This window comes from Crassaminicella profunda (genome assembly GCF_019884785.1).
In the GTDB taxonomy this organism is placed as follows: domain Bacteria; phylum Bacillota; class Clostridia; order Peptostreptococcales; family Thermotaleaceae; genus Crassaminicella; species Crassaminicella profunda.
In genome coordinates this window covers 946,652-966,046 of sequence record NZ_CP082326.1, presented here as the reverse complement: position 1 = coordinate 966,046, position 19,395 = coordinate 946,652, and the positions used below count along the sequence as shown (strand labels likewise).

The following is a 19,395-nucleotide window of genomic DNA, read 5'->3' as shown; positions in this document are numbered from 1 at the left end:
GGAATCACATAACATCAACATTCTATGATTATTTAATAACAAGGAGGAACACAAGTGAAAATTATATCTACAAACAATGCTTTAAGACCATCTGGTCATTATTCTCAAGCAATTATTCATAATGACTTGGTGTTTATTTCAGGACAATTATCTGTTGACCCTGACACTGGAAAAAAGAAATTTGGAAACATCGAAGAAGAAACAGAAAGAGTACTTAAAAATATGGAAATGATTCTAAAAGAAGCAAATAGTGATAAAAATCATGTTTTAAAAACAACCATCTATATTCCAGATATATCCTTATGGGATAAAGTAAATAAAGTCTATAGTGATTTTTTTGGAGAACACAAGCCAGCAAGAGCTGTTGTTCCTACAAGGGAATTGCATTTTGGTTTTCAGGTTGAAATAGAAGCTATAGCTGCTGTTAAGAAAGATGTAGAATAATAGTGGAGTGATTAAAATGAAAAAAATAAAAAGAGATAACTCTATATTTACCATGTCAAAAAAAAATAAACCAATCAAAAGAATAAATTCAGGTGAAACAATTGTTTTTGAAACCTATGATTGTTATAATAATCAAATTAAGAGTGAAGATCAGTTATTTAGCACTATAAAAAGTGAATTAAACAACCCAGCTACAGGACCTTTATATATTGAAGAAGCAGAGGTTGGCGATATTTTAAAGGTGCAAATTATAGATATAAAGATCAATGATAAAGGGGTTATGGCAGCAAGACCAAATAGTGGTGTTTTGGGAGAATTTTTTAAAGAATCAAAATCTAAAATTATTCCTATAAAAGACCATCAGGCTATTTTCAATGAAAAAATTCAAATACCTATAAACCCAATGATCGGTGTAATTGGAGTCGCTCCTGAAGGTGAAGATGTCAAAACAACTGTACCTGATATGCACGGTGGAAATATGGATTGTAAGAGAATCGTCAAAGGTTCTACAGTATATTTAACTGTAAATGCTAAGGGAGGATTGTTATCCATTGGCGATCTACATGCAGTAATGGGAGATGGAGAAATTGTAATATGTGCATTAGAAGTAGATGGTGAAGTTATGGTAAAAGTGAACGTAATAAAAAACAAAGAATTACCTTTACCAATGGTCGTTGAAGGAGAACATATTATGACTATAGCATCTAAAAAGACTTTAGATGCAGCAGCAAAGCAAGCAACCATCAACATGCATAAGTTTTTAATTAACGAACTAAATATGGACACTTATGAAGCGGGAATGCTTTTATCCCTAGTTGGAGATTTGAAAATTTGTCAGGTAGTTGACCCCTTAATGACTGCTCGCATGGAGTTTCCAAAGTCTATTTTAAACCAGTATAACTATAAAATGTTTTAAGGAGGGGGATATTATGTCAGTCAAATATATATGCAGTGAATGCCAAAAGATATATGATCCTAAAACACTAGTTTTCAGATGTGAATGTGGAGGGTTATTAGACCTTGAAAAATTTGATTTTCTATTTTCAAAAGAAGATATTTTAAGTAATGAATGGAACTTATTTAGATATTTAAAAACTCTTCCTTTTGATGATCATTTTAATTTGTGGAAAAACCTTACTATGGGTGAAGGTTTAACGCCTATTGTCCCTCTTGATCAACATAATCCTAATTTACTAGTAAAGGTAGATTATTCAATGCCTACTCTATCCTTCAAAGATAGAGGAGCTGTAGTTTTAATAGCTAAAGCTAAGGAACTTGGAATAAAAAAAGTTATTCAAGATAGCAGTGGTAATGCGGGTACATCCATAGCAGCTTATGCAAGCAGAGCAGGAATAGCATGTGATATTTATGTTCCTGAAGGGACTTCTTCTAAAAAGATTAAGCAGATTTCATCCCACAGTGCAAAAGTTCATATTGTAAAAGGAAATAGAGAAGATACAGCAAAAGCAGCCTTACATGCAGTAGAAAATGGAGAAGGTTTTTATGCCAGTCATGTTTATAATCCATTTTTCTATCAAGGGACAAAAACTTATGTCTATGAAATTTATGAACAGCTAAATGGTGAAATGCCTGATATTCTTGTTATTCCTGTAGGTAATGGTACCCTCCTTTTAGGAGCATACTATGGATTAAAAGAATTGCTCACTTTAGGTCTTATTAAAAAAATGCCTAAAATTATAGCTGTTCAAGCTAATGGGTGCGCACCAATTTACAAAGCCTTTCGCGAAGGAAAAAAGATTGTAGATGAAATTACAAATACAGGCACTTTAGCTGAAGGAATCGCCATTGCAGCGCCAAAACGTGGAAAGCAAATATTAGAAGCTATCAAAGATACAAATGGCGAAATTATCACTGCTCCAGAAGACAAAATCGTTAAAACAAGAAAAACCTTAGCAAAGAAAGGATTTTATGTAGAACCTACTACAGCTGCCACCTTTGCAGGATTTTTTGATTATGCCAAAGCAAATAATCTAAAGGATAAAAAAATAATTCTTCCTTTGTGTGGAGCTGGTTTAAAAGCAGATTAACATAATAAAAATCAATGGAATTTTTCTAGTTATATTCCTAATTATAAAAAAATAAAGTCTATTAGAAAAGGAGTTTTAGATAAAAACTATCTAGGGCCCCTTTTCTAATAAAACCTACTTAATTGCTGAAGGTTTCACCCCTTTAGGAATTGGACAATTATAAGTATCTCCGTCAAGCTTTTCTCTTAGTTCTTCTTTAGCCTTTTCAGCAATTTCAGGATTTTCCAATACGTCTATAGCAGTCATTGCAATAACTTTTCCTGCGGTGATCATTCCTTTATGTGCTATACTCGTTGCCCCCTGTGCTACTGTCTGCCAAGAATGTGCTGGCGTACCAAAAGCACTACATGCTGTAATTATTTGAGCCGTTGGTGTCACCCAACTAACATCCCCCACATCAGTAGAACCAGCTAGGGTCATAGTAAAATGTTTATAAGGTAAGAGTATATCCGATAAATCCTTTTGTTTCAATTTTTTTAGTATTTCTCTATCTTCTTTTCCCATAAGGGAAACGGCCATTTTTATCTCATTCTCTTTATCAGAATCAGATAATGTAGTTCTTATCTTCTTCGCAAATTTTCTTTCTTCTTCATTAAACACTGGAGCACCTACTTCCTTGAAGTTTTCATAAAGAATTTTTTCAAGAGTATGATTAGGAATAAGGTTAGAGCAAGCTTTATCAAAGAGTATCTCACATTCTGTCTCTGTCATCATAGCTGCTCCCTTTGCTATTTTGCATACCCTTTCATAAATTTCTTGGACTTGTGCTAATTTAGGTGCTCGAATAAGATATAATACTTCTGCTTCAGGTTGTACTACATTAGGAGAACTTCCACCTGTATTTGTAACTGCATAATGAACACGAGCCTCTGGAATAATATGTTCTCTCAGATAATTTGCACCTATATTCATTAATTCTACAGCATCTAACGCACTTCTTCCTAAATGAGGACAAGCTGCTGCATGGGCACTTCTACCATGAAATTTAAAATATATTTGATAGTTTGCAAGAGAACTGGTAGAGAAAATTGCATTATTTGACATTGGATGCCACGTTAAAGCAATATCCACATCATCAAAAATACCATTCCTTGCCATAAACGCTTTTCCTGATCCCCCCTCTTCTCCAGGGCAACCATAATATCGAATAGTTCCCTTTACGTTGTTTTCTTCCATATAATTTTTAACAGCTACTGCTGCAGCAAGAGCACCTGCTCCTAATATATTGTGTCCACAACCATGACCATTTCCTCCATCAATAAGACTCTCTTTATTAGAAATCCCACATTTTTGACTTATCCCTGATAAAGCATCATATTCACCTAGTATGGCAACAACTGGCTTCCCACTTCCATAACTTCCTAAAAAAGCAGTAGTAATGTCAGCAATATCTCTTTCAACGTTAAAACCTTCATTCTTCAATACCTTGCACAAAAGATCTGCAGATTTATATTCTTCAAACCGTGTTTCTGCATATTCCCAAATCTTATCATTTACTTCTATAAAGATATTTTTCTTCTCCTCAATTATTTCAGATATTCTTTTTTTATCAATCATAATAACATCCTTTCTAATGAATAAATTTTTTTCACAAAACAGATATCCTAAAATTTCTTCTTTTTTATTTTTTAGATGTTTTAGGACATATCTATATATATTATAAAATAAAATTCTATATTTTCTATTGATTTCCTTAATTTTAATTTTTTACCTTGTATTTTTGAATTTATAATTGTAAAATACAAAAACTTCCATAAACATGAATGTTTATGGAAGTTTTTCATTATATCTTTCTAGTCTCTATATGCCAAATTTCTTTTGCATATTCTTCTATAGTTCGATCACTACTGAATTTTCCACTATTTGCTATATTCATTAAACATTTTTTCGCCCATCCTATCTTGTCTCCATAAGCTTTATCGACCGCTTTATGAATTTCTCTATAATCCTCAAAGTCTCTAAATAGGAAATAGTTATCTGGTTTATGCCAGCTTGCTCCCATAAGAAGTGAATTATAAATTTCCTCAAACATTCCTGTTCCACCATCGTCAAAAGTTCCATCTATTAATGTATCTACAACTCTTTTTAACCCTGGTACTTTTTCATAGTATTCTTTTGGGTCATAAGTTTCCTTCATTTTTTCTATCTCTTCTACCCTTGCACCAAATATGAAGTTGTTTTCTTCTCCTGCTTCATCAACGATTTCCACGTTTGCTCCATCAAAAGTACCTAGTGTAGGTGTTCCGTTGAGCATAAATTTCATATTTCCTGTCCCTGATGCTTCTTTTCCTGCTGTAGATATTTGCTCAGAAATATCAGCTGCTGGAAATAATTTTTCTGCATAGGACACTCTGTAATTCTGTACAAATACAACCTTGATTTTGTCATTAATTTGCGTGTCACTATTTACAAGTTTGGCCATCTCATTGATAAACTTTATAATTCCCTTTGCTCTAAAATAGCCTGGTGCTGCCTTTGCTCCAAAAATAAAAGTTCTAGGAACTATATCCATTTGAGGATTTTCTTTTAATCTATAATATAAATCTAAAATATGGAAAGCATTTAATAATTGTCTCTTATATTCATGAAGTCTCTTTATTTGAATATCAAATATAGAATCTGGATGGATCTGAATTCCTTCATGGATATGGATATATTCTGCTAATTCTTCTTTCTTTTTCTTTTTAATAGCTAAAAGTCTTTTTAAAACAGCTCTATCATCTAAATACTTTTCAAGCTCTTTTAGCATAGTTAACTGATTCACCCAATCATCTGTTCCAAGTAATTCTGTAAACATTTCTGACAATTCCTTATTACATAGTTTTACCCATCTTCTTGGTGTAATACCATTTGTTTTATTTTTAAATCTATTTGGATAAAGTTCATACCAGTCTTTTAACTCTTGATGCTTTAATAACTCTGTATGAAGCTTTGCAACCCCATTGGTCGTGTGTGTTCCATGTATAGCTAAATGAGCCATTTTTATCATATTATCATCAATAATTCTCATACGATTGATTTTATCATTCTTATATCTTTTTTCTTTTAGCTCTATGACAAATCTTCTATCAATTTCTCTAATGATTTCATAAATTCTTGGTAATATTTCTTTATAAAATCCATTCCACCACTGCTCTAGGGCTTCTGCTAATATGGTGTGGTTTGTATATGAAAAAGTATTCACTGTAATTTTAAAAGATTCCTCCCAGCTTAATCCTTCTTCATCTATTAATATTCTCATAAGCTCTGGAATAGCTACAACAGGATGGGTATCATTTAATTGTATGGCATGATACTCAGGAAATTTTTCAAAATCATGATCAAATTGCTCTTTAAATCTCTTAACCATGTCTTTTAAAGATGCTGATACAAAAAAGTACTGCTGCTTCAATCTTAATATTTTCCCTTCATTTTTAGAGTCATTAGGATAAAGTACCCTTGATATGTCCTCTGCTCTATTCTTTTCTTTTACGGCTTCATCATATTCTTGACTGTTAAACAAATCAAAATCAAAATCTTTTATAGGTTCAGCTTTCCATAATCTAAGTTTGTTAATATTTTTTGTACCATATCCTATGATTGGCGTATCATAAGGAACAGCCTTCACTGTCCCATCAGCAAATTCAATGATTACTGTATCATCAGCTCGTCTTAATGACCAAGGATCTCCATATTTTAGCCAATTGTCTCCTTCTTCAACTTGAAATCCATCTACAAACTTTTGTTTGAAAATTCCATGACTATATCTTATACCATAACCAGTTACTGGTAAATTCATGGTTGCACAGGAGTCCATAAAGCATGCTGCAAGTCTTCCAAGTCCTCCATTTCCTAACCCTGCATCTTCTTCTATTTCTTCAACTACATTTATATCTATATTCATTTCACTTAGAATTTCCTTAACTTCTTCATAAATATCTAAATTGATTAGATTGTTTCCTAACGCCCTTCCCATTAAGAATTCTGCAGATAAATAATAAGCTTGTTTTCCATTAGCGTATGCTTTTTCTGTCCTGCTCCAATCATCAACAATACCTTCCATTATAGCTTTTGAAATGGCATAATATTTTTCATCATCTTTAGCTTGCTTTAATGTTTTCCCAAAATCTATTTTAATAATTCTCTCTATGTTTTCCTTAAATTTTTTTCTATCCAACATCCTTCCCTACCTTCCATATAGCTTTGTTATTTTATAAATCTTTTCAGCTAGTTGATCTGTTAAATCTTCTTTCTTCACTCGCCACTGCCAATTTCCACCTATTGTTGATGGAATGTTCATTCTAGCTTCACTGCCTAAGCCTAAAAAATCCTGCATCTGTGCTACTGCCAAATTTCCCACAGAACTCCATGCACCTCTTATAAATCCCCAATGATAGCCCTCTTCTTCATTCAATTTTAAATATTTAATTGCAAAATTCACATCACTTTTTTTCGTGTTTTCAAACCACCCACAAACCGTATCATTATCATGAGTTCCCGTATAAACGATACAATTTTTATCATAATTATGGGGTAGATAGTCACTTTCTTCCCTTGTATCAAATGCAAATTGTAATACCTTCATACCAGGATATCCTGTTTCTTCTCTAAACTCTATTACCTCTTGGGTTAAATAGCCTAAATCTTCCGCAATAATATCAATATCACCTAATGCTTCTTGAATAGCATAAAAAAGATTATTTCCTGGCCCCTTTACCCATTCCCCATTTTCTGCCGTTTCTTCCCCATAAGGAACTTGCCAGAAGGATTCAAATCCTCTAAAATGATCTATTCTTAAAATATCATAGAGCTTATAACTATCCTTAATCCGGTGAATCCACCACTCATAACCTGTTTGTTCTAAAAAATCCCATCTATAGATTGGGTTTCCCCATAGCTGTCCCGTTACAGAAAAAGCATCTGGAGGACATCCTGCAACCTTAATAGGTTTCTTTTCTTCATCTAACAAAAATATTTCACTATTTGCCCATGTATCCGCACTATCTTCCGCTACATAAATAGGAAGGTCTCCAATAATTCGTATCCCTTTTTCATTGGCATATTTTTTTAAAGTTTTCCACTGTTTGAAAAATAGAAATTGTAAAAATACCCAATAATTGATTTCATTCTTTAATATTTCTTCATAATGTTTTATGGTTTCTTTTTTTCTTAACTTAATATCTTCATCCCATTCTTGCCATGGCTTTAAATGAAATTGATTTTTTACAGCCATATATAATCCATAATCATTTATCCAATCTTTATTTTCCTCTTTAAACCCTTTCATATCTTCTTCATATTTTTCTTTCCCATTTTCAAAAGCTTTTCTTAAAACAGCCATTTTGTTTTTAAATATTTTCTCAAAATCTACCTTTTCTCTATCCCTTCCAAAATCTAAATCTACATAATCCTCTTTTTTTAAAAGTCTATCCTTTTCTAAGGATTCAAAATCTATAAAATATGGATTCCCTGCAAAAGCTGAAAAGGATTGGTAGGGAGAATCTCCATATCCAGTAGACCCCAGCGGCAATAGCTGCCAATATTTTTGTCCACTCTTTACTAAAAAATCTATAAATTCATAGGCTTCTTTTCCAAATGTTCCGATACCATAAGGGCTAGGTAACGAGGTAATATGCATTAATATGCCACTGCTTCTTGTAATCATATTCATTCTCCTCATATCCTATGTTTAGACACATAATTTTAATATCTAAATATAGTTTTTTATGTTTAATTGATCTATCCTAAATTTAGAGATTGATTGTTCTCTTAGTAACCTTTCCTTCCCTATCGATTATCTCAAAATGTAATTTTTCAACCTTTTTATTTCCTCTAGGATCAATTTTTATATGATATTCTTCATTTTTTTTCTCAATTTCAATGACTATTTCACTATATTTTCCTTCTTTATAATCATAGCTTTTTCCATCATCATCGTAATAGCTGTATTTTGCTTGATCTGTCACAAAGGCAATTACATGTAATTCATCATTCTCAATACTTTCTACATTATTAGCACTTTTTCCTAAAACCAGCATCTTATTTTTTCTTATAAATATAGGTATCTCCCTAAAGTCAACATCCAAATACATATGTCCTTTCTTTAGTACCTGATAGTTTCTATCATTGTAATTCTCTACCTTCCATAAAAGCATATCCTCTGGAAGATAAACATTTCGCCCCTTTGCATTTTCTTCATAGATAGGTGTAATCATTATAGAATCTCCCACTAAAAGTTGATTTTCTACCCGCTTTGACATTTCATCATCATATTCAAAAGATAAGGGTGAAAAATAAATGTCCTTATTGATAACAGCCTTCATATATTCAGAATAAATATAAGGAATCAGTGCATATCTTAATTTTATTGTATTTTTTATAATATTTTTACTCTCTTCATCAAATGCAAATGGCTCTTGAGATCTTGTTCCCATTGCTGAATGATTTCTAAAAAGTGGCGTAAACAAACTAAATTGACTCCATCTTATGATTAACTCAGCATTTGCATCTCCATTAAATCCACCTGTATCTGCACCACTATATAAAAATCCACACATATTTAAGGACGGCATCATCTTTATATTTAGAAGTATATGCTCCCACCAAGAATGATTGTCTCCAGTCCATATACCAGAGTAGCGATGCATACCTATATAGGATGATCTTGAGAATAATAAAAATCTTTTATTTGGATCAATCTCCCTAAAGCCTTCTGCTGCAGCTCTTGTCATGTTATAACCATATAGATTATGCACCTTATGGTGACTCACAAGTTCTCCATCCAGCCTATGATAAAAACTCTTATAATCCTCTATATTATTAGATAGATTCACAAACGTATCCTTCAGACTAAAAAATGTATAGATATCTAAATTCTCATTTTCTGATTCCTTTGCATGCTTTATTGCTTTTTTTAGTCCTTGATCCGTATAAAAAATTGCCGGTTCATTCATATCATTCCAAAAACCTTCAATACCACAATCAATTAAATTTTTATACTTTAATCCAAACCAACGTCTCACATCAGGATTTAAAAAGTCAGGAAAATGTACTCTTCCTGGCCAAACTGCAGCCACAAAAGGCTTTTCATTTTCATCTACACAAAAGTACTTGTTTTTTACACCCTCTTCATAAACATCATAATCTTTTTCAATTTTTACCCCTGCATCAATAATAGGAATTAATCGAAAGCCTTTTTGTTTCATCTTTTCTACAAAGCTTTTAAAATTCGGAAACCGCTCTTCACTAATAGTAAAGTCTTTGAAGTCTTCCATATAATCTATATCTAAATAAATAGCATCACATGGAATATCATTTTTAAAAAATAGATCTGCAATTTTTTCTACCTCATTAGCATCTTTATAACTCCATCTACACTGCTGATATCCAAAGGCCCATTTAGGAGGTACATACCCGTCCCCAGTAAGATTTAAAAAGTTCTTTACAATTTTTCTAAGATTGTTGCCCTTAATCATATAAATATCTACATCATGATCATCTATACGAATTTCTAAATAATCCTTATGGGTAAATCCCACGTCAAAGATTATCTTCCCAGGATGATCAATGAAAACCCCAAATTTCTCCGTTCCCTCAATCATCAAAAAATTGTGTGCACCATATAAGGATTTTTTATCTGATGTATGCAGTGGGTCATCTGAGCAAAAGGATTCATAGATCCCTCCTCTTTTGTTCATGCCTCTTTGATTCTCTCCTAGTCCTAGTACTATATCATCAACCTTCATCTTATAACGAAGCTGAATGGTTTCTCCTTGTTCTAGTTGAAAAAATGGTAGATCTTTCTCTTTTTTTTCAATACCATCCTTCATAACTGCATGGGTACATATGGGATTTCCAAATCTATATTTTATTACATCTTTATTGATTTCATATATAGTCACGTTATCTCTCCTCATCCTATTTTATGGAACCTTGTGTAACCCCTTTGATAATATGTTTTTGGGCTATAAAGTAGAATATAATGATAGGAATCATTGCTATTACAAGTCCTGCTAATGCCAAATGCCATTGCTTTGAATGTTGGCCGAAAAAGTAAAACATCTTTAGTGGAATGGTATGCCACTCAGGTTTGTTAATGACTAATTGAGGAAGTAAAAAGTCATTCCATATCCACATAGTATTTAATATACTCACCGTTACAGTTATAGGTTTTAATAGTGGAAATATGATATACCAAAACACTTGAAATTTATTACAACCATCAATGACTGCAGCCTCTTCTAATTCCTTTGGAATATTCTTAATAAATCCATGGTATAATATAATAGATAAACTAGATCCAAATCCAAGGTACATAAATACAAGCCCCACAGGATTTAAAAGTCCTAATTTCCCCATAATATTTACAAGAGGTAACATAACAGATTGAAAAGGAATCAACATGGCTGCTGCAAATACGAAAAATAAAAATGAACTAAATCTTGTTTTTGTTCGAACAAGCATCCATGCTGCCATTGAAGCAAATATGACAATAATGATTGTACTAGATACTGTAATAAACAATGAATTTAAAAACGAATGGATAAAATCAAGTTCCCTAAAAGCTTCAATATAATTATTTGAAGTAAAAAAATCACCAAAGGGAAGGCTCATTACATTTAAGAAAATTCCTTTTTGCGTTTTAAAAGAATTACTTAATATAATATAAAAGGGTGATAAAAACAAAATCCCAAGTAAAATACTAATAATCAGCACAAATGTTTTATTTCTCTTTTTACTTTTCATTACATTTCTACCTCCCTTTTCTTACTATAATAAATTTGTGTTAATGAAATAGCTGCTACCGTAATCAAAAATATAACTGCTTTTCCCTGTGCCAAACCAAAATCATCAAATTTAAAGGCTGTATTGTAAATATTCATGGCTAACATTTGGGTAGAATTGTATGGTCCTCCTCCTGTTAATGACAAGTTTTGATCATACAACTTAAAGGAGTTCGATAATGTTAAAAACAATCCAACAGTAAAGGCTGGTGCCACCAAAGGAATGGTTATATGAATCAACCTTTCCCAAGCATTTGCCCCATCTATTTCTGCAGCTTCAATTAAAGACTCGGGGATACTTTCTAGAGATGCAATATAAATAACCATCATATATCCTGCCATTTGCCATGACATCAATATGACAAGACCCCAAAACCCTGTAGTTGGATCAGCTAACCAACCTTCCAAAAATCCTAATCCAGATAGCCTTCCTAATGAATCAAAGGCTTTTGTAAAAATAAATTGCCATACAAATCCTAAGATAAGTCCTCCTATTAAATTTGGCATAAAGAAAGCACTTCTTAAAAAATTACTGATTTTTAATCCTCTTGTTACAAGCAATGCTAAACCAAACCCCATTAAATTGATAGTAATTACAGATACAACAGCAAATTTAGCAGTAAATATAAAAGCACTTAAAAAATCCTTATCTTTAAATACATCTATATAATTCTTAAGTCCAATCCAATTTGCAGTGTTTCCTATACCATTCCAATCTGTGAAGGAGTAATAAATCCCCATAAACATTGGTATAATCACTACTACGATAAATGCAAACAAAATAGGTCCTACAAAAAAGCTAAACCAAAATTTCGAATTTTTCATATGATCCTCCTTTATAGCTTTATGGGGGTTATATACTCTTGGTATATATCCCCCATACAATATACATTATCTCATTTTTTCCCATTGCGCCTTCGTATTCGTAACTACTTCTTCCCAAGTAACTTCTCCAGCTAAATATTTTTGAATGTCATTTCCTAAAACTTCCATTCCCCATCCTGTTGGATATCCCATAAATACCCAAGGAGTAGTCTTTCCAGCTTCTGCATATCTCTTAACCGCTTTTCCTAGTGGATCTTTAGGTTCAAGATTCTCATATCCTTTTAGTGGTGGTATAAAGTAGAATTTATTCACAATATAGTCTTTTCCTGCATCAGATGTATATAGCCAGTTTAAGAAATCCTTAGCTGCTGCCTTTACTTCAGCCTTACTGTCCTTATTCACTCCCCAATGCATTGGTACACCAACAGGAATACAATCTTCTTTTGCTCCTTCAATTGGCATTGGAAGAATATCTAAGTTGTTTGCAACCTTTTCATCTACCCCTTTAATTTTTCCATATACCCAGTTTCCTTGCTGAATAATTGCAACACGCTCTATTGCTAAACCTTCTTCTGCTTGTCTTGTATAATCAACAGCATTTAATTTTTGTCTTTCATCTCCATTAGATGAATAATTAGCTTGTAAATCAACTATTTTCTTTAATCCCTCTCCATATTTAAACTCAACCTTCTCTGCATTAAACGCTTCAATAGAACTACTAAATTCTTGACCTAGTGCAGTATTTGAAGTATGAAGACCTGTTACCCAAGTTTCTTTAGCAGGATATTCAAATACAGCTTCTAGTAGAGGATATTTTTCCTTTAACTCTCCACTCTTAATTTTTGCATCTAAAGTTTTTACAGCTTCTTCTAAGCTTTTATAATCTAGAATTTTAGAAACATCAATTCCTGCTGCTTCAAAAATACCTTTGTTATATACAAATCCATATCCCTCAATGTTAAAAGGCAATGCAAATACTTTTTCATCCATAGTAGCGCCTGATAATATCCCAGGAAGGGCTAAATCTACCCATGGTTGATCAGATAAATCTTCTAGCTTATTGGCCCAATCTTTTACATCTTGTGGTCCACCCACATTAAAGATATCTGGTTCGCTTCCAGATTGGAATTTTGCTTTTAATGCAGCACCATAATCATCTCCACCACCAACAGTTTGAATATTAATCTTTACATTTGGATGTTCTTTTTCATATGCAAGTACAGCTTCTTCTAATTCTTTAGCAATTTCAACCTTGAATTGGAAAACGTTAACCTCTACCTTGTCATTGCCTTCACTTACTTCCTTTTTCTCTTGTGATCCGCAACCAGCAAACAACATCATACTCATAATGACTGTCATAACTAAAGCTAATATCTTTTTAGATTTGAACATAATTGTCTCCCCCTAAAATTAATTTTTATAAGCTTATATTTTTTTCACTGTCATAATCAAATATATGACATCTTTCCATGTTAATCATAAAGCGTTGCTCGGCTCCAATCATCAATTCTTTGGAATCTAAAGAATCTATTCTAGCTGTCATTTGTAAATCTCCCACCCTAAAGTATATGAAGGTTTCATTTCCCATATGCTCTAGTACATCAATCTTACCTTTTACAGCTTCCCAAGATTCATGTTTCCTAATACCTATATACTCTGGTCTAATACCGAACCATACTTTTTTACCCACATGATTCTTTATTTTTTCAATTTTGCTTAATGGTAAATCTAACTCCATCCCCCCTATTTTTACAGCTATATTGTTATTTTTTTTAATCAATTCTCCTTCCACAAGATTCATAGCTGGAGAACCGATAAAACCTGCCACAAACTTATTGGCTGGATAGTGATATAAATTTAGTGGTGTATCAACCTGCATGATTTTCCCTAAATTCATTACACAAATTCTATCTCCCATAGTCATGGCTTCTACTTGATCATGAGTTACATAAATCATAGTTGTTTTTAGTTCTTTATGAAGCTGTGATAACTGAACCCTCATATGCACTCTTAGCTTTGCATCTAAGTTAGATAATGGTTCATCAAATAAGAACACTTCTGGATCTCTTACAATGGCTCTTCCTACAGCAACCCTTTGTCTTTGCCCTCCTGATAACTGCTTAGGTTTTCTATCTAATAGACTTTCTATATCTAAAATTTTTGCTGCTCCTCTTACTTTTTTTTCAATGATATCTTTAGGCGTTTTCTTCATTTTTAATGAAAAAGCCATATTATCATAAACAGTCATATGAGGATACAATGCATAGTTTTGGAAAACCATGGCAATCCCTCTGTCTTTAGGTGGAATATTATTGACGATTTTTTCCCCTATAGAAATGGTTCCTCCACTGATTTCTTCAAGTCCTGCAACCATTCTCAATGTAGTTGATTTAGCACATCCTGATGGCCCTACAAAAACCATAAATTCTCCATTATTTATCTCTAAGTCTATTCCATGAACAGCTTTAAAACCATTTGGATAAACTTTTTCTACTCCCTTTAACACTACTTTTGACATGGCTTTCCTCCTACAATAATTTTTTACAAGATTCTCTGATCAATAGCTCTGTATCAAAAACCATATGTTCATGTTTTTTCTTATTCTTAATGAGTCCTAACAAAATTTTTATACTTCGTTGACCCATCTCTTCTACTGGTTGCTTCACAGTTGTAATAGATGGATGAAAATACTTTGAATATTCAATACCATCAAATCCTACTACAGAAATATCTTCTGGGATTCTTAATCCTCGACTCAATATTGCCTTTGAAGCACCTATAGCCATAATATCAGAAGTAACAAAAACTGCTGTCAATCCCAAATCCTTATCCAACAACTTGTTCATAGCATCAAATGCAGATTCAAACGTATAGTGTCCGAATTCTAAGAATTGTTCGTTATAATCTATCTGATTTTCAGATAATGCTTTTTTATAACCTTCAAATCTTAACTTTCCAACATTTTTATCTCCTTCTCCTGTAGTAATAATTGCAATTTTTTCATGCCCTAATCTACATAAATAATCTACTGCCTCATATGCTGCTTTTTCATTTTCAATAATGACACTAGAAAAAATATTCTTGTTTACTTTCTCAGTAATATTGATAGATGTAAGAACAATGGGTGTCTTTAAGTTTGTCAATTGTTCTTCTTCTAAATTATCAAAATCACCTCCAAGACAAATCAATCCTTTTAATTTCTTCTCTTTTATAAGTTCTATAGCGGCTTCAATATCATTGGTATTATGATCATTATAGTGAAGAATCATAGAATATCCTTCTTCATCAATTTTTTCTTCAATAGACCGAATCATTTTAGAGAAAAATGGATTATACATACCTTTTACTAATACCCCAATATTTTTTGAACTAGTTCTTTTTAAATTTCTTGCACTATTATTAGGAATATAATTATGTTCTTGTATTACCTTTAATACTTTCTTTCTTGTTTCATCCTTAACATCTGGATGATTATTTAAAACACGAGATACAGTACTTACACCTACCTCTGCAATCTTTGCTATATCTTTTATGCTGAAATTTTTCATACCTAAACCTCTCTTTTGGTAACGTTTTCGGAAACGTTACTGGAAACGTTTCCAATTTCCATTTTTATTATACCACACTTCTAAAAATTTTCAAACTTTTTTATTGATTTTGTAAATAAAAAAACATCTATAGCCTCTACTAAGCTTATAGATGTTTTTTACTATATCTTTACTTGATCTCTTTTATTTTCTCCAAACTTTCTACTGCTTCTTTTTCCGTTATCATTTCAGTAGGCATAAAATTTCCTTGTTTTAGTGTCATCAATCCATTTTCTACAACAATCTCAACAATTCTATCATTTTCAGCTTTGTCTATATCTTTTATATTCACGGTTCCCTCTTGGTCCTTTAAATCTGTAAGCATATAAAGGGTTTTAGCAAACTCATCTCTTGTCACCTTTTTATCTGGATAGAAATGGTCCTTGTCTGTATCTACATAACTTGATAAAGCTGCTGTTTCAATATAATCAAATTTAGGATCATTTATTGTAACATCTTTGAATGTTCCAAAGCTATGTCCTTTACGTTCTTTTTTATAATATTTTGATGTAGGTGCAAAGATTCCTTTATGTTTAAATTTTACAGCCATCTTTGCTAATTGTGCTCTTGTTAATGGTTCTTCTTTTTTAAATTCATCTAAGTTATCCATTTCTTCTGGATAAAACATACGACTAAGTTCTAATACGCCTTTAGAAAATCTAAAGGTTGGACTTGAAACTAATTTTTCATTGATGGTATATACTCTTTCTTCTTTAACAGCTTTGATCGTATCAAATCCAGGACGAATAGAAATAGAATGTAGATTTCCTCCACTATTCATAGCACCTCTTTGAGAAACGTATACATCAATTTGGTCTGCTTTTTCTAAAATTCTTTCTTCTCCATAGCTTGCAATACTTGTTCCTTTTCGAGTTGCTTTTGCATCAGCTGCAATATTATTTCCTCCTGCAAGTTTAATTGCCATTGCAGCCATTGAATCCTTGGTAATTGTGCGATATTCTGTTTCTGTAGATTCAAAGAAAACATTTACTTTGTTCTTCATGTTTTTTGTCATGTTTTCCATATTTTTTAAATCACTATCAAATTTTGTTAGCAACTTTTCTGCTACATCTTCTTTTCCAGTTAAAATTGCTAGTTTTTTAATATAATGAGGAAATTCTTCAAATTTATCTGGATATAAAGAAACCACAGTAATCCCTGCATTTTCTAAAGCTTGTACAAATTCAGGATTACTTTTTTTAATACGTGGACGAATCAATACCAAATCTGGATCTACTGCAATAACCTTTTCTGGATCTGCTCGATAATCAAATCGATCTTTCGTCATTACTGCTGCAGGATAAGCATCACTTCTTCCAATTCCAATAATTTCATTATCCAGTCCCAAAGCAAATAAATTCTCCGTATGGGCTGAATATAATGAGATGATTTTTGTAGCAGGTGTATCCATTTGAATCATTTTCCCTGAGTCATCTTCCAATTGAATATTACTACTACCTTCATTATTTTTTACTACATCTGCACTTGCACTTTCATTCTTCGAACAAGCTCCTAAAAGACTCACAATCAATACTAAAACCAATAACGCAGATATTTTTCTTTTCATTTTTCCTCCTCCATTTATTAGCAATTATTCTTTTGATTTAAAAAATCATAACCTTCACTAACACTCAATAAGATTGGTTCCCAGCAAATCCATGCTATAGGAATCAATATCCATAATAAAACGGGTATCATCATAGCCACAGCACCTATACCAAATAGTATTGCTGTCAATTTTAATAGCTTCACGCCCCATCCCTCCATATCTAATCTTAATTCTCCTATTTTCTCCCCTCTAAACGATTACTACCAGCTATAAACATCTTTTAGCAAAATACAATTTTAACTTGCTAACATATAGCTATATCTGCAAATATATATAAATTTTAACAACATTCCCTACATAAAACAACAAGTAAATGAGATATCTCATTTACTTGTTATATTTCTTTATTCTTCTTCCCCTTCAACTGCTTTTTTTGCATGGTCTACATAAATATCTTGATATTTATTGTTTTCACCTAATCCATGAAGATAAGTGTTTACTGTAAATCCTTCTTTTTTAAGGACTGTCTTCCATGAATCTTCTTCATCTCCTGCCATATCGTTGTTTGCATGGTCTCCTGCAACAAGCATATAAGGCATTAATGTTACTTCTTTCATATTTTTAGCTTTTAATTTTTCTATAACATCCTCTAGCGCAGGGTATCCTTCTACAGTTCCTACTAATACATTTAATCCTTGATCCTCAATTGCACTTTGTAAACACGCATAACTTGCATTTGCTGGATGATGTGTTCCGTGTCCCATAAGTACAACCGCTTGGTCATTATTTAATTTAGGTAATTGTTCTTTTAAAGCTTCTACTGCTATCTTGTAATCAGCTGGAGTATTTAAAATTGGTGTTCCCACTTTTATTGATTTAAATGCTTTTTCTTCATAGTTCTTTACTACTTCTAATAAATCATTGTATTCCGCACCTGCAATTACATGAAGAGGTTGAACAACTACTTCTTCAAAACCTTCTTCCCTCATTTTATTTAGAGCTTCTTCTGGTGTATCAATACTAATATTGTCTCTTTCTTTTAACTTTTTGATAATGATATCAGAAGTAAATGCTTTTCTTACATCATATTCTGGGAATGCTTTTGCTATTTTTTCTTCAACTGCATCGATTGTAACTTTTCTTGTATCTGCATAGCTTGTTCCAAAACTTACTACAAGCATTCCTTTTTTACCTTCTTGCCAATTTCCTTTCTCTACGCTTTCAACTGGCTCTGGAATAACTTCTCCTTCTCCTTCAATCGCCACTTTTACGTGGTCTACATAAATATCTTGATATTTTTCATTTTCACCTAATCCATGAAGATAAGTGTTTACAGTAAACCCTTCCCCTTTAAGGATTGTCTTCCATGAATCTTCTTCATCTCCTGCCATATCATTATTCGCATGATCTCCTGCAACTACCATATATGGCATTAGTGTTACTTCTTTCATATTATCAGCTTTCAATTTTCTAATCACATCATCAAGTGCTGGATATCCTTCTACAGTACCTACATAAACACTTAAATCATTTTTATCAATTACATTTTGTAAATCTGCATAACATGCATTTGCTGGATGCTCTGTTCCATGTCCCATTACTACAACAGCCTGGTCCTCTTTAAGCTCTGGTAATTGTGTTTTTAATGCATCAACAGCCACTTGATAATCTGCTTGATGTGTTAGAATTGGTCTTCCTAATACAAATTTTTCAAAAGTACCATCATTGTATTTTCTAAGTTCTTCTCTAATATCACTATACTCAGCCCCTGGCATAATATGTAATGGCTGAACAATCACTTCATTAAATCCTTCTGCCTTCAATTTGTCCATTGCCTGAACAACTGTATCTACTTCTATATTATCTCTTTCTTTTAATTTTTTGATGATAATATCAGAAGTAAATGCTCTTCTTACTTCATATTCTGGGAATGCTTTTGCTATTTTTTCTTCAACAGCTTCAATTGTAACTTTTCTTGTATCTGCATAGCTTGTTCCAAAACTTGTCACTAAGATTGCTTTTTTCACTTCTTTACTCTCCTCTTGTGCTGGTGCCTTATCTGCAGCAGCTTCTTTTTTTGCACAACCTGCAAATCCTGCTACAACTAGCATAAGTGCTAGCATAAAACTTAAAACTCTAAATTTTTTCATCATGCCACCCCTTTTATTTTTTAATCAGTT

At 32.3% G+C, this 19,395-nt stretch carries 15 protein-coding genes; 3 read left to right on the top strand and 12 right to left on the bottom strand.

The genetic code is table 11. The features are described 5' to 3' along the window. The first annotated feature begins 54 nt into the window (after positions 1-54). Genes K7H06_RS03995 through K7H06_RS03985 form a run of 3 tightly spaced genes read left to right on the top strand, consistent with a single transcriptional unit; the run spans position 55 to position 2,492 of the window. Complete coding sequence (locus K7H06_RS03995; RefSeq protein WP_223038667.1) at positions 55-444, top strand: RidA family protein; 390 nt, start codon at positions 55-57, stop codon at positions 442-444. 16 nt (positions 445-460) lie between these two features. After that, positions 461-1,360, top strand: a complete 900-nt coding sequence (locus K7H06_RS03990; protein WP_223038666.1) for an acetamidase/formamidase family protein — start codon at positions 461-463, stop codon at positions 1,358-1,360. A 13-nt stretch (positions 1,361-1,373) separates the two neighbouring features. Beyond that, a complete protein-coding gene (locus K7H06_RS03985) occupies positions 1,374-2,492 on the top strand; it encodes a threonine synthase (RefSeq protein WP_223038665.1) in 1,119 nt (372 codons plus the stop codon). A gap of 114 nt (positions 2,493-2,606) precedes the next feature. Here the strand turns inward: K7H06_RS03985 and K7H06_RS03980 are convergent, their stop codons facing one another. From K7H06_RS03980 to K7H06_RS21485, 12 genes are all read right to left on the bottom strand, one after another. Continuing rightward, positions 2,607-4,049 carry a M20 family metallopeptidase gene (locus K7H06_RS03980; RefSeq protein ID WP_223038664.1) on the bottom strand — a complete coding sequence of 481 codons (1,443 nt, stop codon included), beginning with the start codon at positions 4,047-4,049 and terminating at the stop codon, positions 2,607-2,609. 226 nt (positions 4,050-4,275) lie between these two features. Then, positions 4,276-6,651 carry a glycogen/starch/alpha-glucan phosphorylase gene (locus K7H06_RS03975; protein WP_246637630.1) on the bottom strand — a complete coding sequence of 792 codons (2,376 nt, stop codon included), beginning with the start codon at positions 6,649-6,651 and terminating at the stop codon, positions 4,276-4,278. A 6-nt stretch (positions 6,652-6,657) separates the two neighbouring features. Next, the gene (malQ, locus tag K7H06_RS03970) at positions 6,658-8,136 is read right to left on the bottom strand and encodes a 4-alpha-glucanotransferase (protein WP_246637629.1); all 1,479 of its coding nucleotides are present in this window, start codon (positions 8,134-8,136) and stop codon (positions 6,658-6,660) included. An 85-nt stretch (positions 8,137-8,221) separates the two neighbouring features. Then, positions 8,222-10,372 carry a TIM-barrel domain-containing protein gene (locus K7H06_RS03965; RefSeq protein ID WP_223038663.1) on the bottom strand — a complete coding sequence of 717 codons (2,151 nt, stop codon included), beginning with the start codon at positions 10,370-10,372 and terminating at the stop codon, positions 8,222-8,224. A gap of 16 nt (positions 10,373-10,388) precedes the next feature. Beyond that, positions 10,389-11,216, bottom strand: coding sequence for a carbohydrate ABC transporter permease (locus K7H06_RS03960; protein WP_223038662.1), 828 nt, complete (start codon positions 11,214-11,216; stop codon positions 10,389-10,391). Beyond that, positions 11,216-12,079, bottom strand: coding sequence for a carbohydrate ABC transporter permease (locus tag K7H06_RS03955; protein ID WP_223038661.1), 864 nt, complete (start codon positions 12,077-12,079; stop codon positions 11,216-11,218). Before K7H06_RS03955 ends, K7H06_RS03960 begins: the two co-directional genes overlap by 1 nt. Before the next feature lie 66 nt (positions 12,080-12,145). Next, the gene (locus K7H06_RS03950; RefSeq protein ID WP_223038660.1) at positions 12,146-13,471 is read right to left on the bottom strand and encodes an ABC transporter substrate-binding protein; all 1,326 of its coding nucleotides are present in this window, start codon (positions 13,469-13,471) and stop codon (positions 12,146-12,148) included. Between the two features lie 25 nt (positions 13,472-13,496). Next, entirely contained in the window at positions 13,497-14,597 is a 1,101-nt protein-coding gene (locus K7H06_RS03945) for an ABC transporter ATP-binding protein (RefSeq protein WP_223038659.1), read from the bottom strand. 10 nt (positions 14,598-14,607) lie between these two features. Continuing rightward, entirely contained in the window at positions 14,608-15,627 is a 1,020-nt protein-coding gene (locus tag K7H06_RS03940) for a LacI family DNA-binding transcriptional regulator (protein WP_223038658.1), read from the bottom strand. Positions 15,628-15,796: 169 nt separating this feature from the next. Next, positions 15,797-17,233 carry an ABC transporter substrate-binding protein gene (locus K7H06_RS03935; protein ID WP_223038657.1) on the bottom strand — a complete coding sequence of 479 codons (1,437 nt, stop codon included), beginning with the start codon at positions 17,231-17,233 and terminating at the stop codon, positions 15,797-15,799. Between the two features lie 17 nt (positions 17,234-17,250). After that, a complete protein-coding gene (locus K7H06_RS03930) occupies positions 17,251-17,418 on the bottom strand; it encodes a hypothetical protein (protein ID WP_223038656.1) in 168 nt (55 codons plus the stop codon). A gap of 201 nt (positions 17,419-17,619) precedes the next feature. Then, positions 17,620-19,365 carry a sirohydrochlorin cobaltochelatase gene (locus K7H06_RS21485; RefSeq protein ID WP_343216809.1) on the bottom strand — a complete coding sequence of 582 codons (1,746 nt, stop codon included), beginning with the start codon at positions 19,363-19,365 and terminating at the stop codon, positions 17,620-17,622. Positions 19,366-19,395 lie beyond the last annotated feature (30 nt).

Excerpts from the sequence above, each read along its gene's own strand:
- K7H06_RS03950 (WP_223038660.1), bottom strand. The coding sequence starts at position 13,471 with ATGTTCAAATCTAAAAAGATATTAGCTTTAGTTATGACAGTCATTATG.
- K7H06_RS03980 (WP_223038664.1), bottom strand. The coding sequence starts at position 4,049 with ATGATTGATAAAAAAAGAATATCTGAAATAATTGAGGAGAAGAAAAAT.
- K7H06_RS21485 (WP_343216809.1), bottom strand. The coding sequence starts at position 19,365 with ATGAAAAAATTTAGAGTTTTAAGTTTTATGCTAGCACTTATGCTAGTT.
- K7H06_RS03990 (WP_223038666.1), top strand. The coding sequence starts at position 461 with ATGAAAAAAATAAAAAGAGATAACTCTATATTTACCATGTCAAAAAAA.
- K7H06_RS03955 (WP_223038661.1), bottom strand. The coding sequence starts at position 12,079 with ATGAAAAATTCGAAATTTTGGTTTAGCTTTTTTGTAGGACCTATTTTG.
- K7H06_RS03975 (WP_246637630.1), bottom strand. The coding sequence starts at position 6,651 with ATGTTGGATAGAAAAAAATTTAAGGAAAACATAGAGAGAATTATTAAA.
- K7H06_RS03985 (WP_223038665.1), top strand. The coding sequence starts at position 1,374 with ATGTCAGTCAAATATATATGCAGTGAATGCCAAAAGATATATGATCCT.
- K7H06_RS03935 (WP_223038657.1), bottom strand. The coding sequence starts at position 17,233 with ATGAAAAGAAAAATATCTGCGTTATTGGTTTTAGTATTGATTGTGAGT.
- K7H06_RS03960 (WP_223038662.1), bottom strand. The coding sequence starts at position 11,216 with ATGAAAAGTAAAAAGAGAAATAAAACATTTGTGCTGATTATTAGTATT.
- K7H06_RS03940 (WP_223038658.1), bottom strand. The coding sequence starts at position 15,627 with ATGAAAAATTTCAGCATAAAAGATATAGCAAAGATTGCAGAGGTAGGT.
- malQ (WP_246637629.1), bottom strand. The coding sequence starts at position 8,136 with ATGATTACAAGAAGCAGTGGCATATTAATGCATATTACCTCGTTACCT.
- K7H06_RS03945 (WP_223038659.1), bottom strand. The coding sequence starts at position 14,597 with ATGTCAAAAGTAGTGTTAAAGGGAGTAGAAAAAGTTTATCCAAATGGT.